This is a genomic window from Streptomyces sp. SID3343, assembly GCF_009865215.1.
In the GTDB taxonomy this organism is placed as follows: domain Bacteria; phylum Actinomycetota; class Actinomycetes; order Streptomycetales; family Streptomycetaceae; genus Embleya.
On the sequence record NZ_WWJX01000144.1, the window covers coordinates 14303 to 30273 of the forward strand.

The 15971-nt window shown below is 70.1% G+C and carries 15 protein-coding genes; 5 read left to right on the top strand and 10 right to left on the bottom strand.

The annotated features are described in order from the left end of the window. Positions 1–7: 7 nt before the first annotated feature. From GT354_RS04965 to GT354_RS04975, 3 genes are read left to right on the top strand one after another with little or no spacing between them, the layout of a single operon-like run. Entirely contained in the window at positions 8–430 is a 423-nt protein-coding gene (locus GT354_RS04965) for a pilus assembly protein TadG-related protein (protein ID WP_161354939.1), read from the top strand. Then, complete coding sequence (locus GT354_RS04970; RefSeq protein WP_161354940.1) at positions 427–3717, top strand: LysM peptidoglycan-binding domain-containing protein; 3291 nt, start codon at positions 427–429, stop codon at positions 3715–3717. Before GT354_RS04965 ends, GT354_RS04970 begins: the two co-directional genes overlap by 4 nt. Then, a complete protein-coding gene (locus GT354_RS04975) occupies positions 3714–3929 on the top strand; it encodes a hypothetical protein (protein WP_161354941.1) in 216 nt (71 codons plus the stop codon). The genes GT354_RS04970 and GT354_RS04975 overlap by 4 nt, the downstream gene beginning before the upstream one ends. On the opposite strand, the gene GT354_RS04980 is transcribed toward GT354_RS04975, so the two are convergent. After that, positions 3916–4476, bottom strand: coding sequence for an SAM-dependent methyltransferase (locus GT354_RS04980; RefSeq protein ID WP_161354942.1), 561 nt, complete (start codon positions 4474–4476; stop codon positions 3916–3918). The genes GT354_RS04975 and GT354_RS04980 overlap by 14 nt on opposite strands. 209 nt (positions 4477–4685) lie before the next feature. Between GT354_RS04980 and GT354_RS04985 the strand changes: the two genes are divergently transcribed. Beyond that, the gene (locus tag GT354_RS04985; RefSeq protein ID WP_161354943.1) at positions 4686–6623 is read left to right on the top strand and encodes a hypothetical protein; all 1938 of its coding nucleotides are present in this window, start codon (positions 4686–4688) and stop codon (positions 6621–6623) included. A 139-nt stretch (positions 6624–6762) separates the two neighbouring features. Here the strand turns inward: GT354_RS04985 and GT354_RS04990 are convergent, their stop codons facing one another. The 3 genes from GT354_RS04990 to GT354_RS05000 all read right to left on the bottom strand — a co-directional run bounded on the left by GT354_RS04990 (position 6763) and on the right by GT354_RS05000 (position 10291). Then, positions 6763–7281, bottom strand: coding sequence for a DUF6262 family protein (locus tag GT354_RS04990; protein WP_237534375.1), 519 nt, complete (start codon positions 7279–7281; stop codon positions 6763–6765). Continuing rightward, entirely contained in the window at positions 7278–7757 is a 480-nt protein-coding gene (locus tag GT354_RS04995) for a hypothetical protein (protein ID WP_346011860.1), read from the bottom strand. Before GT354_RS04995 ends, GT354_RS04990 begins: the two co-directional genes overlap by 4 nt. A 389-nt stretch (positions 7758–8146) precedes the next feature. Beyond that, positions 8147–10291: an NB-ARC domain-containing protein gene (locus GT354_RS05000; protein WP_161354944.1), complete on the bottom strand. Its 2145-nt coding sequence runs from the start codon at positions 10289–10291 to the stop codon at positions 8147–8149. Between the two features lie 244 nt (positions 10292–10535). Here GT354_RS05000 and GT354_RS05005 point away from each other — a divergent pair, with 244 nt between their 5' ends. After that, entirely contained in the window at positions 10536–10709 is a 174-nt protein-coding gene (locus GT354_RS05005; protein WP_161354945.1) for a hypothetical protein, read from the top strand. 380 nt (positions 10710–11089) lie between these two features. Here GT354_RS05005 and GT354_RS05010 read toward each other — a convergent pair whose 3' ends face one another. The 6 genes from GT354_RS05010 to GT354_RS05035 form a co-directional block, all read right to left on the bottom strand. Further along, positions 11090–11503: a hypothetical protein gene (locus tag GT354_RS05010; RefSeq protein WP_346011861.1), complete on the bottom strand. Its 414-nt coding sequence runs from the start codon at positions 11501–11503 to the stop codon at positions 11090–11092. Continuing rightward, complete coding sequence (locus GT354_RS05015) at positions 11500–12519, bottom strand: SAM-dependent methyltransferase (RefSeq protein ID WP_161354946.1); 1020 nt, start codon at positions 12517–12519, stop codon at positions 11500–11502. The genes GT354_RS05010 and GT354_RS05015 overlap by 4 nt, the downstream gene beginning before the upstream one ends. After that, a complete protein-coding gene (locus GT354_RS05020) occupies positions 12516–13499 on the bottom strand; it encodes an endonuclease/exonuclease/phosphatase family protein (protein WP_237534376.1) in 984 nt (327 codons plus the stop codon). Before GT354_RS05020 ends, GT354_RS05015 begins: the two co-directional genes overlap by 4 nt. Next, positions 13496–13993 (bottom strand): Scr1 family TA system antitoxin-like transcriptional regulator, encoded by a 498-nt coding sequence (locus tag GT354_RS05025; protein WP_161354947.1) that lies wholly within the window; start codon positions 13991–13993, stop codon positions 13496–13498. The genes GT354_RS05020 and GT354_RS05025 overlap by 4 nt, the downstream gene beginning before the upstream one ends. Before the next feature lie 268 nt (positions 13994–14261). Further along, on the bottom strand, positions 14262–15038 hold the full coding sequence (locus GT354_RS05030) for a hypothetical protein (protein WP_161354948.1): 777 nt from the start codon (positions 15036–15038) through the stop codon (positions 14262–14264). A gap of 94 nt (positions 15039–15132) precedes the next feature. Continuing rightward, the coding region (locus GT354_RS05035; RefSeq protein ID WP_161354949.1) for a hypothetical protein at positions 15133–15971 on the bottom strand (839 nt) is incomplete at its 5' end.

The following is a 15971-nucleotide window of genomic DNA, read 5'->3' on the forward strand; positions in this document are numbered from 1 at the left end:
ACGTTCCGTGGAAGCCGTCGTCCGTGACGACGACGGCGCGGTGAGCGTCTTCTTCGCGGGGATCGCCGTGTGCCTGATCCTGCTGGTCGGCCTGGTCGTCGACGGCGGAGGGCGACTGCGCGCCGCGCAGCGTGCGGACACGCTCGCAGCAGAGGCCGCCCGCAGCGCCGGTCAAGAGATCGACATCGGCCAGGTGGTCGCCGACGGCACCGTGAGGGTGCTGCCCGAGGCCGCCACGGCGGCCGTCGCCTCTTACCTCTCCGTAGCCGGCGCCTCGGGCACGGCAACCGTCTCCTCCGACGGCCGCACCATCTCCGTCACCGTGAGCGTGCAGTACAGACCGGTTTTCAGCGGAACGCTCGGCGTCCGCACGACCGTCACCGGTACCGCCAGCGCCACGCTCGTCCGCCCTGGAGTGCCCCAACCGTGAGAACCGTCCGAGTCCTGGGCCGCAGCGTCCGCGCGATCCTGTGCCTGCTCGCACTCCTCGCCCTCCTCGGCGGGGCACCCCTCCTGCTGCTCGCCATCGGGCAAGCCCTGGGCAAGTACATTCCCCGCTGGGACGAGGTGTCGCTCGACTTGCTCCTGCGCCCCGACGACGGCGGCGTGGCCTATGTCGTACTGCTCGCCGCCGGCTGGGCCTGCTGGGTGATGTTCACCGCCTCGGTGATCCTGGAGATCCCGGCGGCACTGCGCGGTCGCACCCGTCGCCATCGCATCCGGGGACTGGGATGGAGCCAGCACATGGCCGCAGTCCTCCTCGGCGGACTCGCTCTGACCGCGTCCGTCGGCTCCGCCGGAGCCGCAAGCGCCACCGCCGCGACGAGCACCGTCTCGGCCCCGGCCCTCGTGGGAGACGCTCAACAATCGGCCGCCATCTCCGCCGCCGTGGTCCATGCGGGACCCACCCACACCGTGGGCCCGGGCGACACGCTGTGGTCGATCGCCGAGACCCGTCTGGGCGACGGCACCCGATGGCACGACATCGCAGACCTCAACCTCGGGCAACGCATGCCGGGCGGAGCGGTCTTCGACGCCGATCGAACCATTCACGTCGGTTGGCAACTACGGCTTCCGGCCGACGCACAGACCGCGCTCCCGGATGCAGCCGAAGACACCAAGATGCCCGGGGCCCCGGTGGTGTCGGCAGCGCGCGACCTGACCGCGACGCACACGGTCACCGTCAAGCCCGGCGACACCCTCTCCGCCATCGCCGAGCGCGAGTTGGGCGACGGCGACCGCTACCCCGAGATCGTCAAGGCCAACCAAGGCGTGACCCAACCCGACGGGACGGCCCTTACCGATCCCGACGAGATCCACCCAGGTTGGACACTCACGCTGCCCTCCCCACCCGAGCCCGAAGACTCCGAAGCCGAACCGACGGCCGACACTCCCGCGCCCACCCAAGACCCGACAGCCACTCACGACACGACGCCGGCCCAGGATCCGAAACCGGCCCAGCCGCCGCACGAAGCACCCGCCGGAACGACTGGCACGACATCGCCTCCCGCGTCTCCGGCAACGCCCGCGGGGCCGTCAAAGCAGAGCGGCGGGGACCACGGTCCTTCGATACTGCTGCCCGCCGTGCTGGGTCTCGGATCGCTCACCGGTGCTGCGCTGCTCGCCAACATCGCCGTCCGGCGCCGGCACCAACAACGCGTTCGCCGTACACACCAACGCATCGCCCTTCCGGCGGCTCCCGTGGCCGACTACGAACAGCGACTCCGAGCCGGCGAGACGCCCGAACTGGCCGACTTCGTCGATCGCGCACTGCGCACCCTCGCGGATCGACTCTCGGATCTGGGCCGCCCCATGCCCGGCTTCACGACCCTGCGGGTCGATCGTGCGGGCGTCGAGCTGGTCCTGCAGCAGCCCGAGCCCGCCGTCACGCCGTTCGTGAACGTCGACGTCGAGGGTGCCCGATGGTCGTGTCCCCTCGACGCGCCCCTCCTCTCCGCCGAGGCAGCCCGGGCTTTGCCCGCCCCTTGCCCAGCCCTTGCCCCCATCGCAGTCGGCCCGACGAGCGAGGTGCTGCTGGACCTCGAATCGAGCCGGGTGACGACCCTGGCCGAAGGCACCGAACAGGATCACCGCGAGATCCTGCGAGCGCTCGCCGTCGGTCTGCTCACCTCTCATTGGGGCGAGGACAAGTCGATCACTCTCGTCGGCCTGCGCGGCATGACGGACTTCGAGCCGCAACACAACCCACAGCTCGCCGAGGCCACGCTTCCCGACGCCATCCGGGCGCTGACCACGTGGCAGCGGGACTCGGCCCCGGCCCTGACCCGAGAATCGCTCGACAGCGCGCGAGCGGGGCGCACGCTGCTCGCCGCGCCCGACACATGGCCCCCCTCGATCGTCCTTTCGCTCGAACCGCTCGACGCCGATGCCGTAGCCGCGCTCGTGCGCCTTGAGGCCCAACAGCCCCACGCCGCGTGGGCGGTCGTCGCTCCCGCCGGCGAGGATCACGAACTGCCGGCGCATTGGCACCGCGTGCCCGCTGGCGAAGGTCCGGTCGTGATGAAGGGCTTCGACGAGGAGGTGACCGTCCATCGGATGCCCGATGCCACCCACTCGGCACTGCTGGAAATGGTCGGCGTCGCCGACGTCCCCAACGCCGTGGCCACACGCGGTCACGCAACCGCAGCGACGAGCCTCGGCGCGGGCCCGGCGACGACCACAGAACCGGCCGACAAGAGTGCTCGGGTCGGGCAACCACCGAGCGGCGCAACCGACTCCGAGCCGCTCACCGACAGACTGCACATACCGTTCAGCGCCGTCGAGCCGGAGCAGTTCGAGCCCGAGCAGGCCGACGACCATCGAGACGAGCGAGCGCTGGCCACTGTCGATCCCGGGCCGCGCGGGTTGGTCACGGCCCAGGCCGACCAGGTGGCCCGACCCGAACTCGACGAGTCCGGGGACGAGACGAAAACCCCCGCTCAAGCCGTGCGGGGTGTGCCGACGCCGACTCTCGAATTCGAACCCGAATCTTCCCGAGCTCCCGAGATCATGGTTCTCGGACCCGTCGAAATCGCAGGCGTCGGCAAACCCGCCGAGGCAAGCAAGCGGGCCCGCCTGACCGAACTCGCCGCCTACATGGTCCTTCGCCCCGGTACGGGACACGCCGATGTGGATGCCGCCATGTGGCCGGACAGCACCTCCTCGGCCAACAGGTACACCGCCGTCAGCAAGCTACGGCGGTGGCTCGGAACCGACCCGGACGGGGAGCCGTACCTTCCGATGATCGGCGACGGCGGATACCGCCTCGCCGCGGGAGTCACCTGCGACTGGCACCGCTTCCAACTGCTGGCCCACCGCGGCATGCGCCTTGGGCCGGAAGGCGTCCCCGCGTTGACAGAGGCCCTGACACTGGTACGGGGCGCTCCCTTCGGAGCGCTCAGCCCGCGACGCTACATCTGGGCGGAGTACCTGCGACAGGAGATGATCTCCGCGATCGTCGATGTCGCGGCCGTCCTCGGCGAACTGCACCTGACCGACGGCGACGTGCGGGCGGCGAAGGTAGCACTCGGCAAGGGGTTGGCCGTCAGCCCCGAGTCGGAGATGTTGTACCGCCCGATGTTCCGCGCCGCGCACATCTCCGGCGGCCCCGTCGAACTGGACGCGTACGTCGCCCGGCTCAACGACGTCCTGGACGCGATGGGCTGCGACATGGAGGAGGACACCATCGAGGTGATCCGCCAACTCCAAAGCCGGTGACGACCGCACAACCTGTGCGCGGCCTCGCGGACGCAACGTCGGGGGGCCAGGTAGGGTCGACGACCCAGTCCCGTCCGGCCGTACGGGGGTCCGCCGGACGGGACGCTCTCGACGCGTACGAGGCGCGTCTCAACCGCCATCTGGACGAGATGGGCTGTGACATGGAGCACGAGACGATCGAACTGCTGAGCGGACTACTCAAGGGTCGATGAACCCCCGCCGAGAAACCACGTGGGCGATCCCGCCGTATGTGGACAGGCCGCTGGTTCGGCGGCGACCGGGGTCGACGGCCGGATGCCACGACGACACGTCAATCAGGCCCGGCTCGACGAGGGTGGATCCCGCGAGGAACCGATCGACGTCGCGAGCTTCTCGGACGCGACCCCAGGTGCCTTTGGTGGCAGTGATCATGAGGTCGGTGACCGCAACGCGCACCGCCTTGTCGTCGCTGACGAGGTGGCTCACGGCAAGGTAGCTGCCCGGGGCCTGCCAGCGGGTGATGCGGCGGATCAGCCCGACGGGGTCGGCGGCGTCGGGGACGCATTGCAGGACGTTGGCGAGCAGTACGGCGGTGGGCCGGGCCGGATCGATGAGTCGGGTGATGTCGGGGTGGCCCAGGAGGGTGGGGTCGGTGATGTCGAAGTGGATGACGGCGATGTCGTCGTTTTGGTCCAGGACCATGTTTCCCGCGGCGATGACCAGATTCTCTGGGGGTTCGGACCCTGCTGTGGCGAGGTCCTCGTCAACGGTGCAGCTCAACGCCTACGTGATTGAACCTAGCCATCACAACACGTGTGGTGCCATCGCCGGTTCGAGTGAACCGTGCCCGAGGCGCGTCCGCCAACGCCGCAATGAGGCCGCACGCGCGGACACTGTCCGTAAATGATCTATTGCTCCGGGTCATCGAGATGGGACGCTCGGCGCGGCCGTGCGGGTGTGCGGCACTTCTTTTCAAGATGGGATCGTCCATGTCGTCGGAGTTTCGAGTGTCCCGGGTCGATCGTCTGGACCGGCTGCGCGCGCAGTTGCGGGGCGAGTCGGTGTCCAAGAGGGCGGAGGGGCGGAGGCCGCCGCCGCCGTGCATGAACCTGTTGTTGGGGGCGGTCTTGCATGCCGCGGCCCGCCTGGACGCGGGCTTGGAACCGACGGCGTTGGAGGCGCGGCTCGTGGACCCGCTGCGGGAGTTGTTCTCGGACGAGGAGGTGCGCGACTTCGGTCGGGTGTACACCGAGGCCGCCTCCACGCGCGCGACCGTGTTTCCTGCCGCGTTGGCCGAGCGCACGATCGACCGGGGGTACGAGCTGGAGGATCTGTGGCGGGACCTGGCGGCGGTAGCCGGCGAGGTCGCGGCCCAGCCGAATGTGAACGTGCACGACCTGGACGTGCCCCCGGTCGTTGACGAGGAGGGCCGGTCGGAGTCCGAGGAGTTCCTGCAGGGCGCGGCCTCGTACGGGTTCGGGGCGACGGTGGTCACCGCCTCCGGTGCCGAGCGTGCCGCGCCGGACGCGGCGCCGGTGGTGGCCCGGCTTTCGTTTGACCGCTTTTACGTCAAGCGTGGGTCGAACGAGTGGAGTGACGACGAGATCTTCTGGGCCACCGGGGCCGCTGCCGACGAGGGCGTGCGCCGAAAGATGGTCACCCGCACCTACACCGGCATCAACAACGGCGAGACTCACCGATTCGATCCGAACACGGTGGTGTATCACGGGAGCGTCTCCAAGGTCCTGGCCTTCGACATCGAGTGTTGGGAGGAGGACAACGGGCCCCCATCCGAGTTCTTGACGATGCTGAGGGCGATCCTGCAACAGCTCAAGGAGGGCGCCGATGCCCTGTCCGGTTGGCCCGTGGGCACCAACCTGGAGGCGCTGCAGGCGTACGCCGCCATGGCCGGGAACATCGCCGGCCTCGTCCTCGCGATCCTCAACTGGCTCGCGGACGACCTGATCGAGAACAGGACATTCCTCCTCGACCGCGCGGCCCTGGACAAGATCAAGGGCAAGCCGTACCAGGAACACATGTGGACCTTCGGCGCCGAACAGCACACCGGTGAGGGCGAACACCACTTGTACGCCCGGACGTCCGTGACGGTTGTCCCCGACGTCGTCGTCAAGTCCCACGGCGGAGTCTCGTGGAGTCTCCCGACCCAGCCCCTCGGCGGTACCGGCGTCTCCGCGCCCGCCCTCGCCGTCTTCGGCGATCGTCTGTACCTCGCCGTCCGCGGCCTCGACGATGGGGTGTACGTCTGTCGGTGGGACGGGAACTCCTGGAGCCCGTACACGCAGGTGTCCTCCTGGGGGACCGACGACACGCCCGCACTGGCCGTCCACGGCGGAAGGCTGTACCTGGCCCACCACAACTCCGACAATCTGGTGTACGTCGCCAGCACCGGCGACGGCACCAACTGGACGAATCCTGTCCAACTCCCCGGGACGACTCCGTACGGACCCGCACTGGGCGTCCAGGACGGCGCTCTGGTGTGCGCGATCACCGGCATGGACCGCGGTATCTGGTTCTCTCGCCTGGGCACCACCTGGGGCGCCTTCAGCAAGCATCCGGCCCTGTCGACCATCACCGCTCCGGCGCTGGTGAACCAAGGGAACACGCTCCACATGGGGTTGACCGGCACGGACGGAAACCCCTACCTCCAGAGCCACGCGAACGGCGGCTGGAACACGCACGTCAACCTCGATCGCTCCTGGCTGGCCGTCGGCTCCCCCGCGTTGGGGATGCGCAACGACGCCCTGCACTACGCGGTCACAGGCGCCGACGGCCGAATCTGGTTCAAATACGTCTCCGGCGGCGGCTGGAGCGCCGGGGAATCCATCCCGAGCACCGGCCCGGTCGTCGCAGCCCCGGCCATCGCCGGATACAAGGGCATCCTGTACGCCGCGTTCCTCGCCACCTGACACGCGGTCCCTGCGGGCCGTCGGGCGAGGCGGGGACCATGCCGATGTGCCCCGTTGTGGGGGGCCGGCGGCGGTCGCCCACCGGTCCCCCGCGCCATGAACTACCGCTCGTCCGGCCCCGGTTCGGATTCCGTGTCGATCACGAGCCGTGGTTCAGGGTCCGTGTGAGTTCCCGGTTCGCGGCGCGGGCCGCATCGAGTTCGTCGCCGCGTTCGTCGAGTTCGTACCGCGTTTGAGCCAGTTGCTGTTCGAGCGCGGTGACCTGTCGCTGGAGACGGTCGATGTCGACGGGTGCGCCCAGACCCGAGTCCGACCAGACGGACTCGCCCATCGCCTGGGACAGACGTTTCTCCAACCGACGCACCTGGCCTCGTAGGCGGGTGTTCCGTTCCAGAGCGTTGGCCAGGTCGGACCACAGCGAGGCCCGACTGGCCGCGGCCCGATGCCCTTCGGGTGGCGGGGTGGCCGCGGCGGTGTGGACCCGCTCCAGCAGATCCGGGTGACGGTACAAGAAGGTGCGGTCCACTCGTGCCGCCCGGGCCAGGGAGGAGACCGTGACGTCGCCGCCCGTCCGCAGGGCGTCGTCGATGGCCTTGAGGACGCGTTCACGGCGTCGGGCGGAGTCGGCCCGTCGCCCGTCGATCATGGTGGTCTTCATGCGGTCCTGTCGGGGCGGATGTCGGGCAGAGGCTGTCGGATGCGGGGCAGGCCGAGTGAGACGACCTGACGTGTGCGGCGGACCACGGCGATCGCTTCCTGGATCTGGGTGCGGTCGTCGTCGTTGAGATCGTCCAGGTCTTCCTTGAGGCGGCGAACCAGGCGGCGAACGCGGGCGATCTCCTCGTCCGAGGGCATCGCTTCCTTCCTCGCCCATCCGTCCGCATGGGTGAAGGCTGCCAGCCGCTCGCGGTTGCGCAGGAGATCGGCGAGATACGCCTCCAGATCCGGCAGGTAGGAGATGTCTGTTCGGAAGTGGCCGCAGCCCACGCAGCGGAATCGGACCGGGCAGTCGTGGCCGCCGGTCGCGACGTTCGTGGGCTCGGTGCACATGCCGTAGGGGACGGCGACCTCGCCCATGGCCCGGCGGGTGTGCTCGGAGTCGAGCAGGGCTTTGGCGTCGCCGCCCCGACCCACAAGGCCGGCGCCCAGTTCGAGAGCGGCGGCCCCGTCAGTACGCCTCCCGGTTCCGCCGTCCGGCCATCGACTCCACTGACTCCTGGACGACCTTGACTCGCCGCTGGCACGACTCGCCGTCGCCCTGGTCGCCGTACACGGCCTGCGGCCCGTCGAAGTTCGAGAACTGCGGCCCGAAGACCTGGACCCGGCTGGCCAGCGTCGTCGAGGCGGCTGAACAGAACGGTCGTAAGGTGTTCGAGGCTCCCGGCGACCGCGCCGACGATCGCTTCCGTCGTGTCGCGCAGCCACTGGTGAAGTGTCGGTATTCAAGAGTTGCAGTATTCGCCCGCAGGGCGAGCAACTCCGCACTCGGGCACCGCGCCGCGAGCCGCGAATCGAACAGCGGCCTAGTCGAGTCGAAGGCGTGCGGCGAGGAGTCCGGCGGCAAGGTCGGCGAAGGTCTCTACCCCTCCGTTCCGCAGAAACCCGGCAGCGAGGCACAGGGCGAGAGGCAGCTGCCCGCACAGGTCGACGACTTCGCGGACTGCGGGATCTGTTGATTCCACCGTGCCTGCCCGGCCTGCGTAGGTGATCAACAGGTTGGCGGCGTCGTCGGGGGAAGGCACTTCGAGCAGGAGCATGTGGGCGCCGTCGGACGGTCGGAGGATTGTGCGACTGGTGACCAGGGTCAGGCATCCGGGACTGTCCGGTAGCAGGTGCCGTACCTGACCCTCGTCGAGGGCATCGTCCAGGACGATCAGGGTGCGTGTACCGGCGAGTCTGGCGCGATAGAGGAAGGCCCGTTCCTCGACGTGCTCGGGGATGGCGTGGGATGGGACTCCCAGAGCGCGCAGTAGGTGTTCGAGGGCTTCGCCGGGGCTGAGGGGCTCACGGTCCGCCGTGCGGCCGCGCAGGTTGATCCAGAGTCTCGTGTCGGGGAAGAGAGCGGCGGCACCGTGGGCGGCATGGATCGCGAGGGTGCTCTTCCCGCTCCCGGCCATGCCGTTGATCAGGACCACGGTCGTCGCTGGCGCCCGGCATGTGTTCAGGGCCAGTTCGTCGAGCCATGCGAGTTCGGGTCCGCGGCCCACGAACGTCGTCGTTTCCCGTGGCAGGGTCACCGTGGTGACGGCCAATCGCGCGAGTGCCGCAGCGATCGCCTCGGCGGTTTCGACATGTCGGGCGCGATCGGCGGCGTAGGCCCGCAGCAGGTCGTGGAACTGAAACCAGTCAGGGGCTGTTTGTTCGAGGAGGTGGGCGCCGACCAGGGCGTCCAGGACGGCTCGGGCGCGCTGGAGGGGTTCGTCGATCAGGGAGGCCGCGGTTGTCGCGTCGAACCCGGGGGGTGGGAGCAGACCCAGGAGGCGGAAGGCCCGGCCGGCTGGGGACGGGAGTGAGCGATACGACCAGGTGAGGACGGTGCGGACCGTATCGTCGTCGGTGTCTTCTGTGGTCAGGGTCTCCCACAGGGTCGATGCCTCGCGCAGGTCCGCGATCAGTTCGTGCAGGGGCATCCAGGGTCGGGCGGCCGCGCGTTCCGCCGCGATCCGCAGGGCCAGCGGCAGACGGGCGCACAGTCGGGTGAGTTCGGCGACCTGGTCGGGGTCGTCGTGGTGGCGGTGTCGGGCTGTGGCGGCGTGGATCAGGTGGGCGGCCTCGGTCGCGTCGAGCCGTTCCAGGGTGTGTCGGTGGGCGCCCTCTCGGGCGCCGAGGGAGGTGAGGCGGGCTCGGGTGGTCACCAGGGATCGGCAGCCGGGTCCGGAGGGCAGCAGCGTGCGGACCTGTTCGGCGTCGGAGGCGTTGTCGAGGACGACCAGCATGCGTTTGTCCGCGAGCAGAGTGCGGTACAGGTCGGCGCGTTCCTCCGGGTCGTCGGGAATCCGCGGTTCGGGGACGCCCAAGACGCGTAGGAAACGGTCCAACACGGTGCCGTGGTCGAGCACGGGGCGGCTGTCGTAGCCGCGCAGGTTCACGAACAGTTGCCCGTCGGGGAAGTGTCCGCGGATCCGGTGAGCCAGATGCGTCACCAGGGCGGTCTTGCCCACGCCGGCGGTCCCGGCGACGACGACGATCCTCGCCCCCCGGTCGTCCCGGCACAAGAGCGTTTCCAGGGCGAGGAGTTGCATCTCGCGGCCGACGAATCCGTGGATGTCGGGCAGGAGTTGCCGCGGCGGGCCCGGGGCTCCTCCGTAGTTCGCCCAATCGGCGAGCGACGTCGGGGCCGACGGGGCCGACGGGGCCGAGGGGGGCTCGCCCAAAACCTTGCTGGGCCCGGTGGCCGGACGGCCGCGCGAGCGGCGGCGCTCCTCGACGGCAGCTCGGCGAAGGGGCTCCAGTGGGGCGGGCGGTCGGCGGCGGGGGTTGCGGACCGCGAGGGTGGTGAGGCGTTCCACCAGGAATGCGAAACGGATGGGATCCGCAGGTACGGTCACGCCGTTGATCCACTCGTGCAGCGACGTCTTCTTCAGCCGTACGTGTCGTCTCGAGGAGAGGCCGGCGGCGACCAGGCTCTGGTACGACGGAGAGCCGGCGTCCTCATACAAGGCACGCAAGGCTGCGGCGAACGCGACCGACGCGGGTGTAGCGCCGTCCCTCATCGCGGGCCGCGCACGCCCGGTCGGCGCGTCCGGTCCGAACGTTCACCGAACGCTTCCGTCTTCCCCATCCGACCAGCCTAGGCGTGGGGTTCGCCGAACGCAGGCCGGTTGCCGAACCCCACCTCGAACGGCGTTGATCGAGCCCTACGACGCCCGCCGACGGACACGGGCCTCGACCACGCGAGCCAAGGAGAACCCCATGAACGCGAACGACCGCATCCCGGCGCGCCGCCCGAACAGCGACGCAGTACCGGCGGAGCCGACCCGCGGGCCCTGTGCAGGGCTGTGGCGGATCGTCGTCGGCGGCACCGTCGCCGGGATCGCCCGCTCCGTCTGCGCGTGGGCCGTCCGGCAGTTGCATGACTGCGTGTGAAGGCGACGGCACGGTATCGGGAGGCCGGGTTTCAAGGCCGGGCCAACGGGCAGGGCCGGGACGTCGTGGGTGGGTGACGCCGCCCCTGGAGCGGGGGTGGGTGTCGATCCGCGCGACGGTCCTGAGGCGACGTCCAGGAGTACGCCGAGGAAAACCCCGGCGGCCGCGATCTCAAGCCCTTCGTCGACCTCATCGACGACATCGGCCCCGACGCCGTCGACGCCCTCACCGACGAACAACGGGCCGACAAACCAAGCTGTTCGGGACCCGAGTTGTTGATGGGCAGGATCGGCAGGTTAGCGCTTGAGGGAATGGGCGCTCGGCTCGAATTCGGATCCGCCCTTCGGCTGACGACCTGTCGGCTTCCGGTCGTGCGGCGGTCAGGGCGAGCGGCGCTCGCCGAGGACGGTGACCGTGCCTTGGGCGGCGAGTTCGGCGCGCAGGGCGGTGTTGTCGTGGTGGAGTGCGGCGATGACGGTGGCCGCCGCGTCGAGTCGCCTCAGGAGTTCGGTGCGTGTGCGTTTGGCGCCCTTCAACGCTCTTTTCACTGTGTGGAGTTCGGCGTCGCGTCGTGTCTCGCCGGGGGTGCGGGCGCCGGTGGCGGCCGTGCGGTGATTCCATTCGGCGAGGATGGCGCCGGCCCGGTTCATCGTGGCCCGGCTGACGCCGGCCTCTCGGTAGAGGTTTTCCTTGACCAGGCGCCCGTCGGTGCGGGTGGGGCGGCCCGCCAGCAGGCGTTCCATCGCGGATCGCAGGGCTTTGGCGGTGGCTTCGGAGACGGTCGTGGCGTTCACCCTTGGGCCCTTCGCAGGACGGAGCGGACGTCGTCGAGTTGCCGTTCGAGCTGTTCTCTGCGACAGGGGGCGACCCCGGGGGATTCCAGCAGGGTCAGGAGGCCCATTTCCTCGCTGCGCCAGATCGTCAGGTGTTCGGGGGCGAGGACGCTGTTGTGGCAGCGGTCGGGTCGGCATCTGTCGATGAGCGGGCCGGTGTGTCCGGGGGGAATGTCGGTGCCTTCCAGGCACTTTGCGCCTGCCGGGTCGTCGGGGTCGAAGGTGCAGTGGTTGAGCTTGCCGAACCGCAGCGAGACGCGGGCCTTGCGCAGGAGGTCGTATTCGGTTCGTCTGTCGCCGGCTTTCGCCGTCCGAGTGGTCTGGGTGGCACGGGTGATCGTGTCGAAGGCGGCGGTGAGTTTGTCGGCGCCGGGGCCGTGGCCGATCACCTCGCCGTCGCGGTGGCGATCGTAGAGTTCGCGGAGCCGGGTGAAGCGGGAGTCGTCGATCGCAGTGTCCAGCAGACGTGACCACGAGGGGTCGGTGGAGGCGTAGCCCTGGGGGACGCGGTTGGCCAAGGCTCTGGTGGCGGCGGCGGTGGGCCTGCCGGGAAGGATCAGGTCACCGGCCACAGGGTGGTCGAGGATCGTGTCGATGTCGGTCATGTCGGCGAGGAGGGCGCTGGTGTTGCCGTCGTCCTGGATGCTGCGGGTGTGGGCGTGAGCCAAGGGATCGCGGTCGACGTGCACCAGGCGGACGCTGGGGGCGAGGGCGCGGGCGATCGCGTTCACGTCGGCGGCCAGATTGGGCACGCCGCCTGCGAGGTCGAGGAGTTGGGCGATGACGGCGGTGTCGGGAGCGAGTTCGAGGAGTTTCTCTCCTGCTCGGCGGTCCCTGGCGTAGTTGGCGAATCCGCCCAACGTCCAGTCCCACATGCGGGCGTCGCTCGCCGTGGTCGTGTCGATCCCGTGTCGCAACGGCAGGCTCGGCGGGCCTGCGTGGTCGGTGGGGGCCGGCTCGTGGTGGGTCGGTGTCACGGGTTCACGCTTTCGGGTGTGGCCGGGGCCCGGTGGGCGATCTGGGTGACGACCATGAGGTGGTCGGAGCCGCGTTTGGCCTGGGGTGTGTTGACGACGGCGCAGCCGAGGAGGCGGTCGGTCAGTCCCGGGGAGACGAGGATGTGATCGCTGCGGTGTTCGTCGGGCTCGCGGGGGTCGAAGTGGCCCACGGTCGGGACGGGCCCGAGACCCAGGTGTGTGAAGGGGTCGACGAATCCGGCTGCGGTCAGGCTTCGGATCGCGCGTCGGTCGGCGGGGCCGAACCGTCCGTCGGGCAGGACGAGTCGGTGACGTGAGTGCAGGCGTGGGGGAAACAGGTCCCAGTTCGGTTCGGGGTCGTCGGCCCCGATCGTGTTGAGGTCGCCCAGCAGGACGCCGGATGTGTCGTGCTTGGCGTATTCGGTGAGCCAACTCGCCTCCTTCTTGCGGCCGTCGCCGGAGAAGGGGTCCAGGTGGGTATGCAGGACGGTGACGTCCTCGCCCGTGGCACGGATCGCGAACTCGGCTCGCTGCAGGGTGTGATGGAATTTCCTGCAGGCGGCGTCCGGCGTCCACTTCTTCAGGGACAACGCCTCTGCGCGGTAGAGCAGGACGAGATGGCACTCGTGGCTGGCCGAGGGGGCGAACAGCGCCTGCATGCCCAGGGCCTCGGCGGTCTCACAGACGCGCGCGAAGTCGTGCTTGTCCCACTCCTTTGCTTCCTGTAGTCCGATGACGTCCCCGCCGAGCGTCGCCAGGACCGCGAGCAGGTTGCCGTATCGGTCGTCGTCCCACGCGCCGTCGAGCATGTTGCTCGTGACGAAGGTCGTCGCCTCGGTGGACGGTGTCGGGACTACGTTCGCTCGGGCCGATGTCGTGCGGGTTCGACCGGTCGGTCGGGGGGTGATGGTGGCAGTGACGCCCCCGCGACTGTCGGAGGCGGGCAGGACGGCGGCAGGCCGGTTCTCGGTGGCGATCATGCGGGGTTCTCCCGGTCGGGTCGAGGTGGACTGGTCGGGGTGGGCACGGGGCCGGGGTCGTTGGCGAAGCTCGCGGGGAGGGCCGCGGGCCCGCGCTCGGTGGCGCACAAGCGGTGGGCGTGTTCGGCGCGGGTGAGCTGTCGTCGGGTTTCGGCGTGGTCGTGGGCGACCAGGGCGATGCGGTCCAGCGCGGCGCGGTGGTGATCGCTTTCGCGCAGGTAGACGACGGCGTCGGCCTGTTCCAGGCAGATCAGTTCACGGCCGTCGGCGAAGCGCAGGTACGCGATCGACGGCGCCGGCGTGGTGGTCGCGGCGCTCACGGTTCGGATGTGCGTGTGGGGCCGCTGCGTTGCTCGGCGCAGGGCGCGGATCTGGTCGGCCATGACCGCGGCGTCGCCGATCGTGTGGTGGAGGACGCGCGGGTCCAGAAACGTGACGAGCACCGTGTCGGGGGCGTCGTCGAGGGCGGTGGGTCGTGGGCGGCCCGACGACATCGGTCCACAGGTTCATGCCGCGCCCCACGCGCAGCTCGCGCAGGACCGCGCCCAGGACCAGCGCGGCCGGGGCGGGCACGTGCGATGTGCTCACGGCACCCACCGCACGGGTACCACCCCGCCGACGAACGCGCTCGGTGTCGTGTCCTCGCCGCCGCGCGGACTCCGTGTCGGAGCCGCGCCGCGAGGGTGTGCGACACCGAGGATGCTTGTCGTTCGACAACGGTTGTCGTGCATGGGCGCTCCCAATGGTGGGCGGCGTTGGGGGTCAGGCCTGGAAGGTCGGATCGGCGTGGAGGACGTCGTCGATGTAGCCGCGTACCGGGTCGTGGCGGTCGGTGAGGGGCGGGAAGGCGCCGGGGACCGCGAGCCATTGCGGGGCGGGTGTCGTGGGGGCGTCGGGGAGCACCGTGAACAGGTAGTCGTTCATCCGGCCGACGATCACCTGGGGTTCGCCGTCCGCCGGCGCCGGGGCGGGTGGTGCGTGTGGGAAGTCCAGGCCGAGGTCGGTGTCCGAGGGGTGCGGGAGGAACCAGAGTTGGTTGTCGTCGCCTGGTTTGATCAGGGTCCAGGCGCGTGTGGGCACCTCGCCGTCGTGGGCCAGCGCGACGGTCGCGGAGTGGTAGAGCCGCCATTGGTCGGCTTCGAGTTCGGACCGGGTCAGGTCGCGGACGGTCAGGGCGGTGGCGACCGCCACGCCGTGCGGGCTCGTGCCGGCGATCTCGACGTCCGGGTCTCGTCCGTGTCGTACGCGTACACACGTGCCGAGTTGCGGATACAGGACGGTCGTCTCCCGGGGCGTGTGCGTGGTGTGGACGGCGACGCCGCCGGTCACGGTGATCTCGTGGGCGCCCGGCGGCGTGGAGCGGGTCAGGTCCGCGTGGGCCCGCGGGTCGAGGCGGGCGTGGAGGGTGAACGTGGCGCGTGTGGGGCCGGCCGGTCGCCACCACGGGGTCAGGACCTTCTCCAGGTGGGCGATGGTGGAGTGGTGGGTGGCGGTGACCAGGACGCACACGTCGGCGGTCCCGGTGAGCACGGCGGGCAAGAGGTGCCTTTCGTTTCGATGCGAGTCCCGCCGGCGAGGGGCGGTCCAGGGTGCGGCGAAGTCGGCCTCGTTGAAGAGCGCTTGTGAGGCGGCTTCAGCGGCGCGGTGCCTTGCGGGAGTCGGGTCGGCGGTGTCGGGGGATTGCGCAGGCGGCGTGGACGCGGACCAGGGCCGCGGTCAGGACGTACTCGGGCTGCCGGGGGCGCTGGTCGAGGCCGCGGACGATGGCGTCAACGATGCCCAGGACGTGCTTGGCGCGGTGGGTCGTGTGCCGTTGGGTGTCGGTGGGTGCGGGGACGCGCGGGGGCAGGGCGAGGCAGGTGGCCAGGACGGTGAGGGTGTCCATCGCCCACAGCCGCAGGGTCTCGCGCAGTGCCGCCGGTCGACCGCGGCGGCCGGGGTCGAGGGGTCCGTTGTCGGCGAGGAGCCAGGCATGCACGGCGTCGGTGACCGCGACGACGGTGTCTGGGGGTGCGGCGCTGCCGATCAGGAGCTGGGTCAGGCGGCTGACCAGCAGCGCGACGTCCGCCTCGGGGGCGGCGGGGTGCGGTCGGGGACTGCTGGTCCAGGTGCCGTCGCCAGCCAAGAGCAGGTGGTCGCAGTCCAGGTTCCCGTGGACGAGGACGCGCCGGTCCTCGTGGTCGCGCGGGCGGTGGTCGTCCAGACCCGCCGAGAGCCAGTCCATCCTGTCGAGGAGGGCCTGACGGTTTTTGATGTGGGTCCAGCCGGTGCCGATGTCGTCGAGCCATGCGGGCACGGGCCTGTGCCAGAGCAAGCCGAACGCGCCCTCGACACCGACCCGGCCACCGCATGCGGGGATGGTCACCGCCTTGGCGAGGTCCGGGTCGCGCGTGGCGGCGAGGTCGGCCCACAGATGCTCCAAGAGCGCGCCCGTGCGATCGGGGTGTTCCAGGACGGCCGCCGACAGGCTGG

Coding starts and splice junctions, on each gene's coding strand:
- GT354_RS04985 (WP_161354943.1), top strand. CDS start 4,686: ATGTCGTCGGAGTTTCGAGTGTCCCGGGTCGATCGTCTGGACCGGCTG.
- GT354_RS04990 (WP_237534375.1), bottom strand. CDS start 7,281: ATGAAGACCACCATGATCGACGGGCGACGGGCCGACTCCGCCCGACGC.
- GT354_RS05005 (WP_161354945.1), top strand. CDS start 10,536: ATGAACGCGAACGACCGCATCCCGGCGCGCCGCCCGAACAGCGACGCA.
- GT354_RS05020 (WP_237534376.1), bottom strand. CDS start 13,499: ATGATCGCCACCGAGAACCGGCCTGCCGCCGTCCTGCCCGCCTCCGAC.
- GT354_RS05025 (WP_161354947.1), bottom strand. CDS start 13,993: ATGTCGTCGGGCCGCCCACGACCCACCGCCCTCGACGACGCCCCCGAC.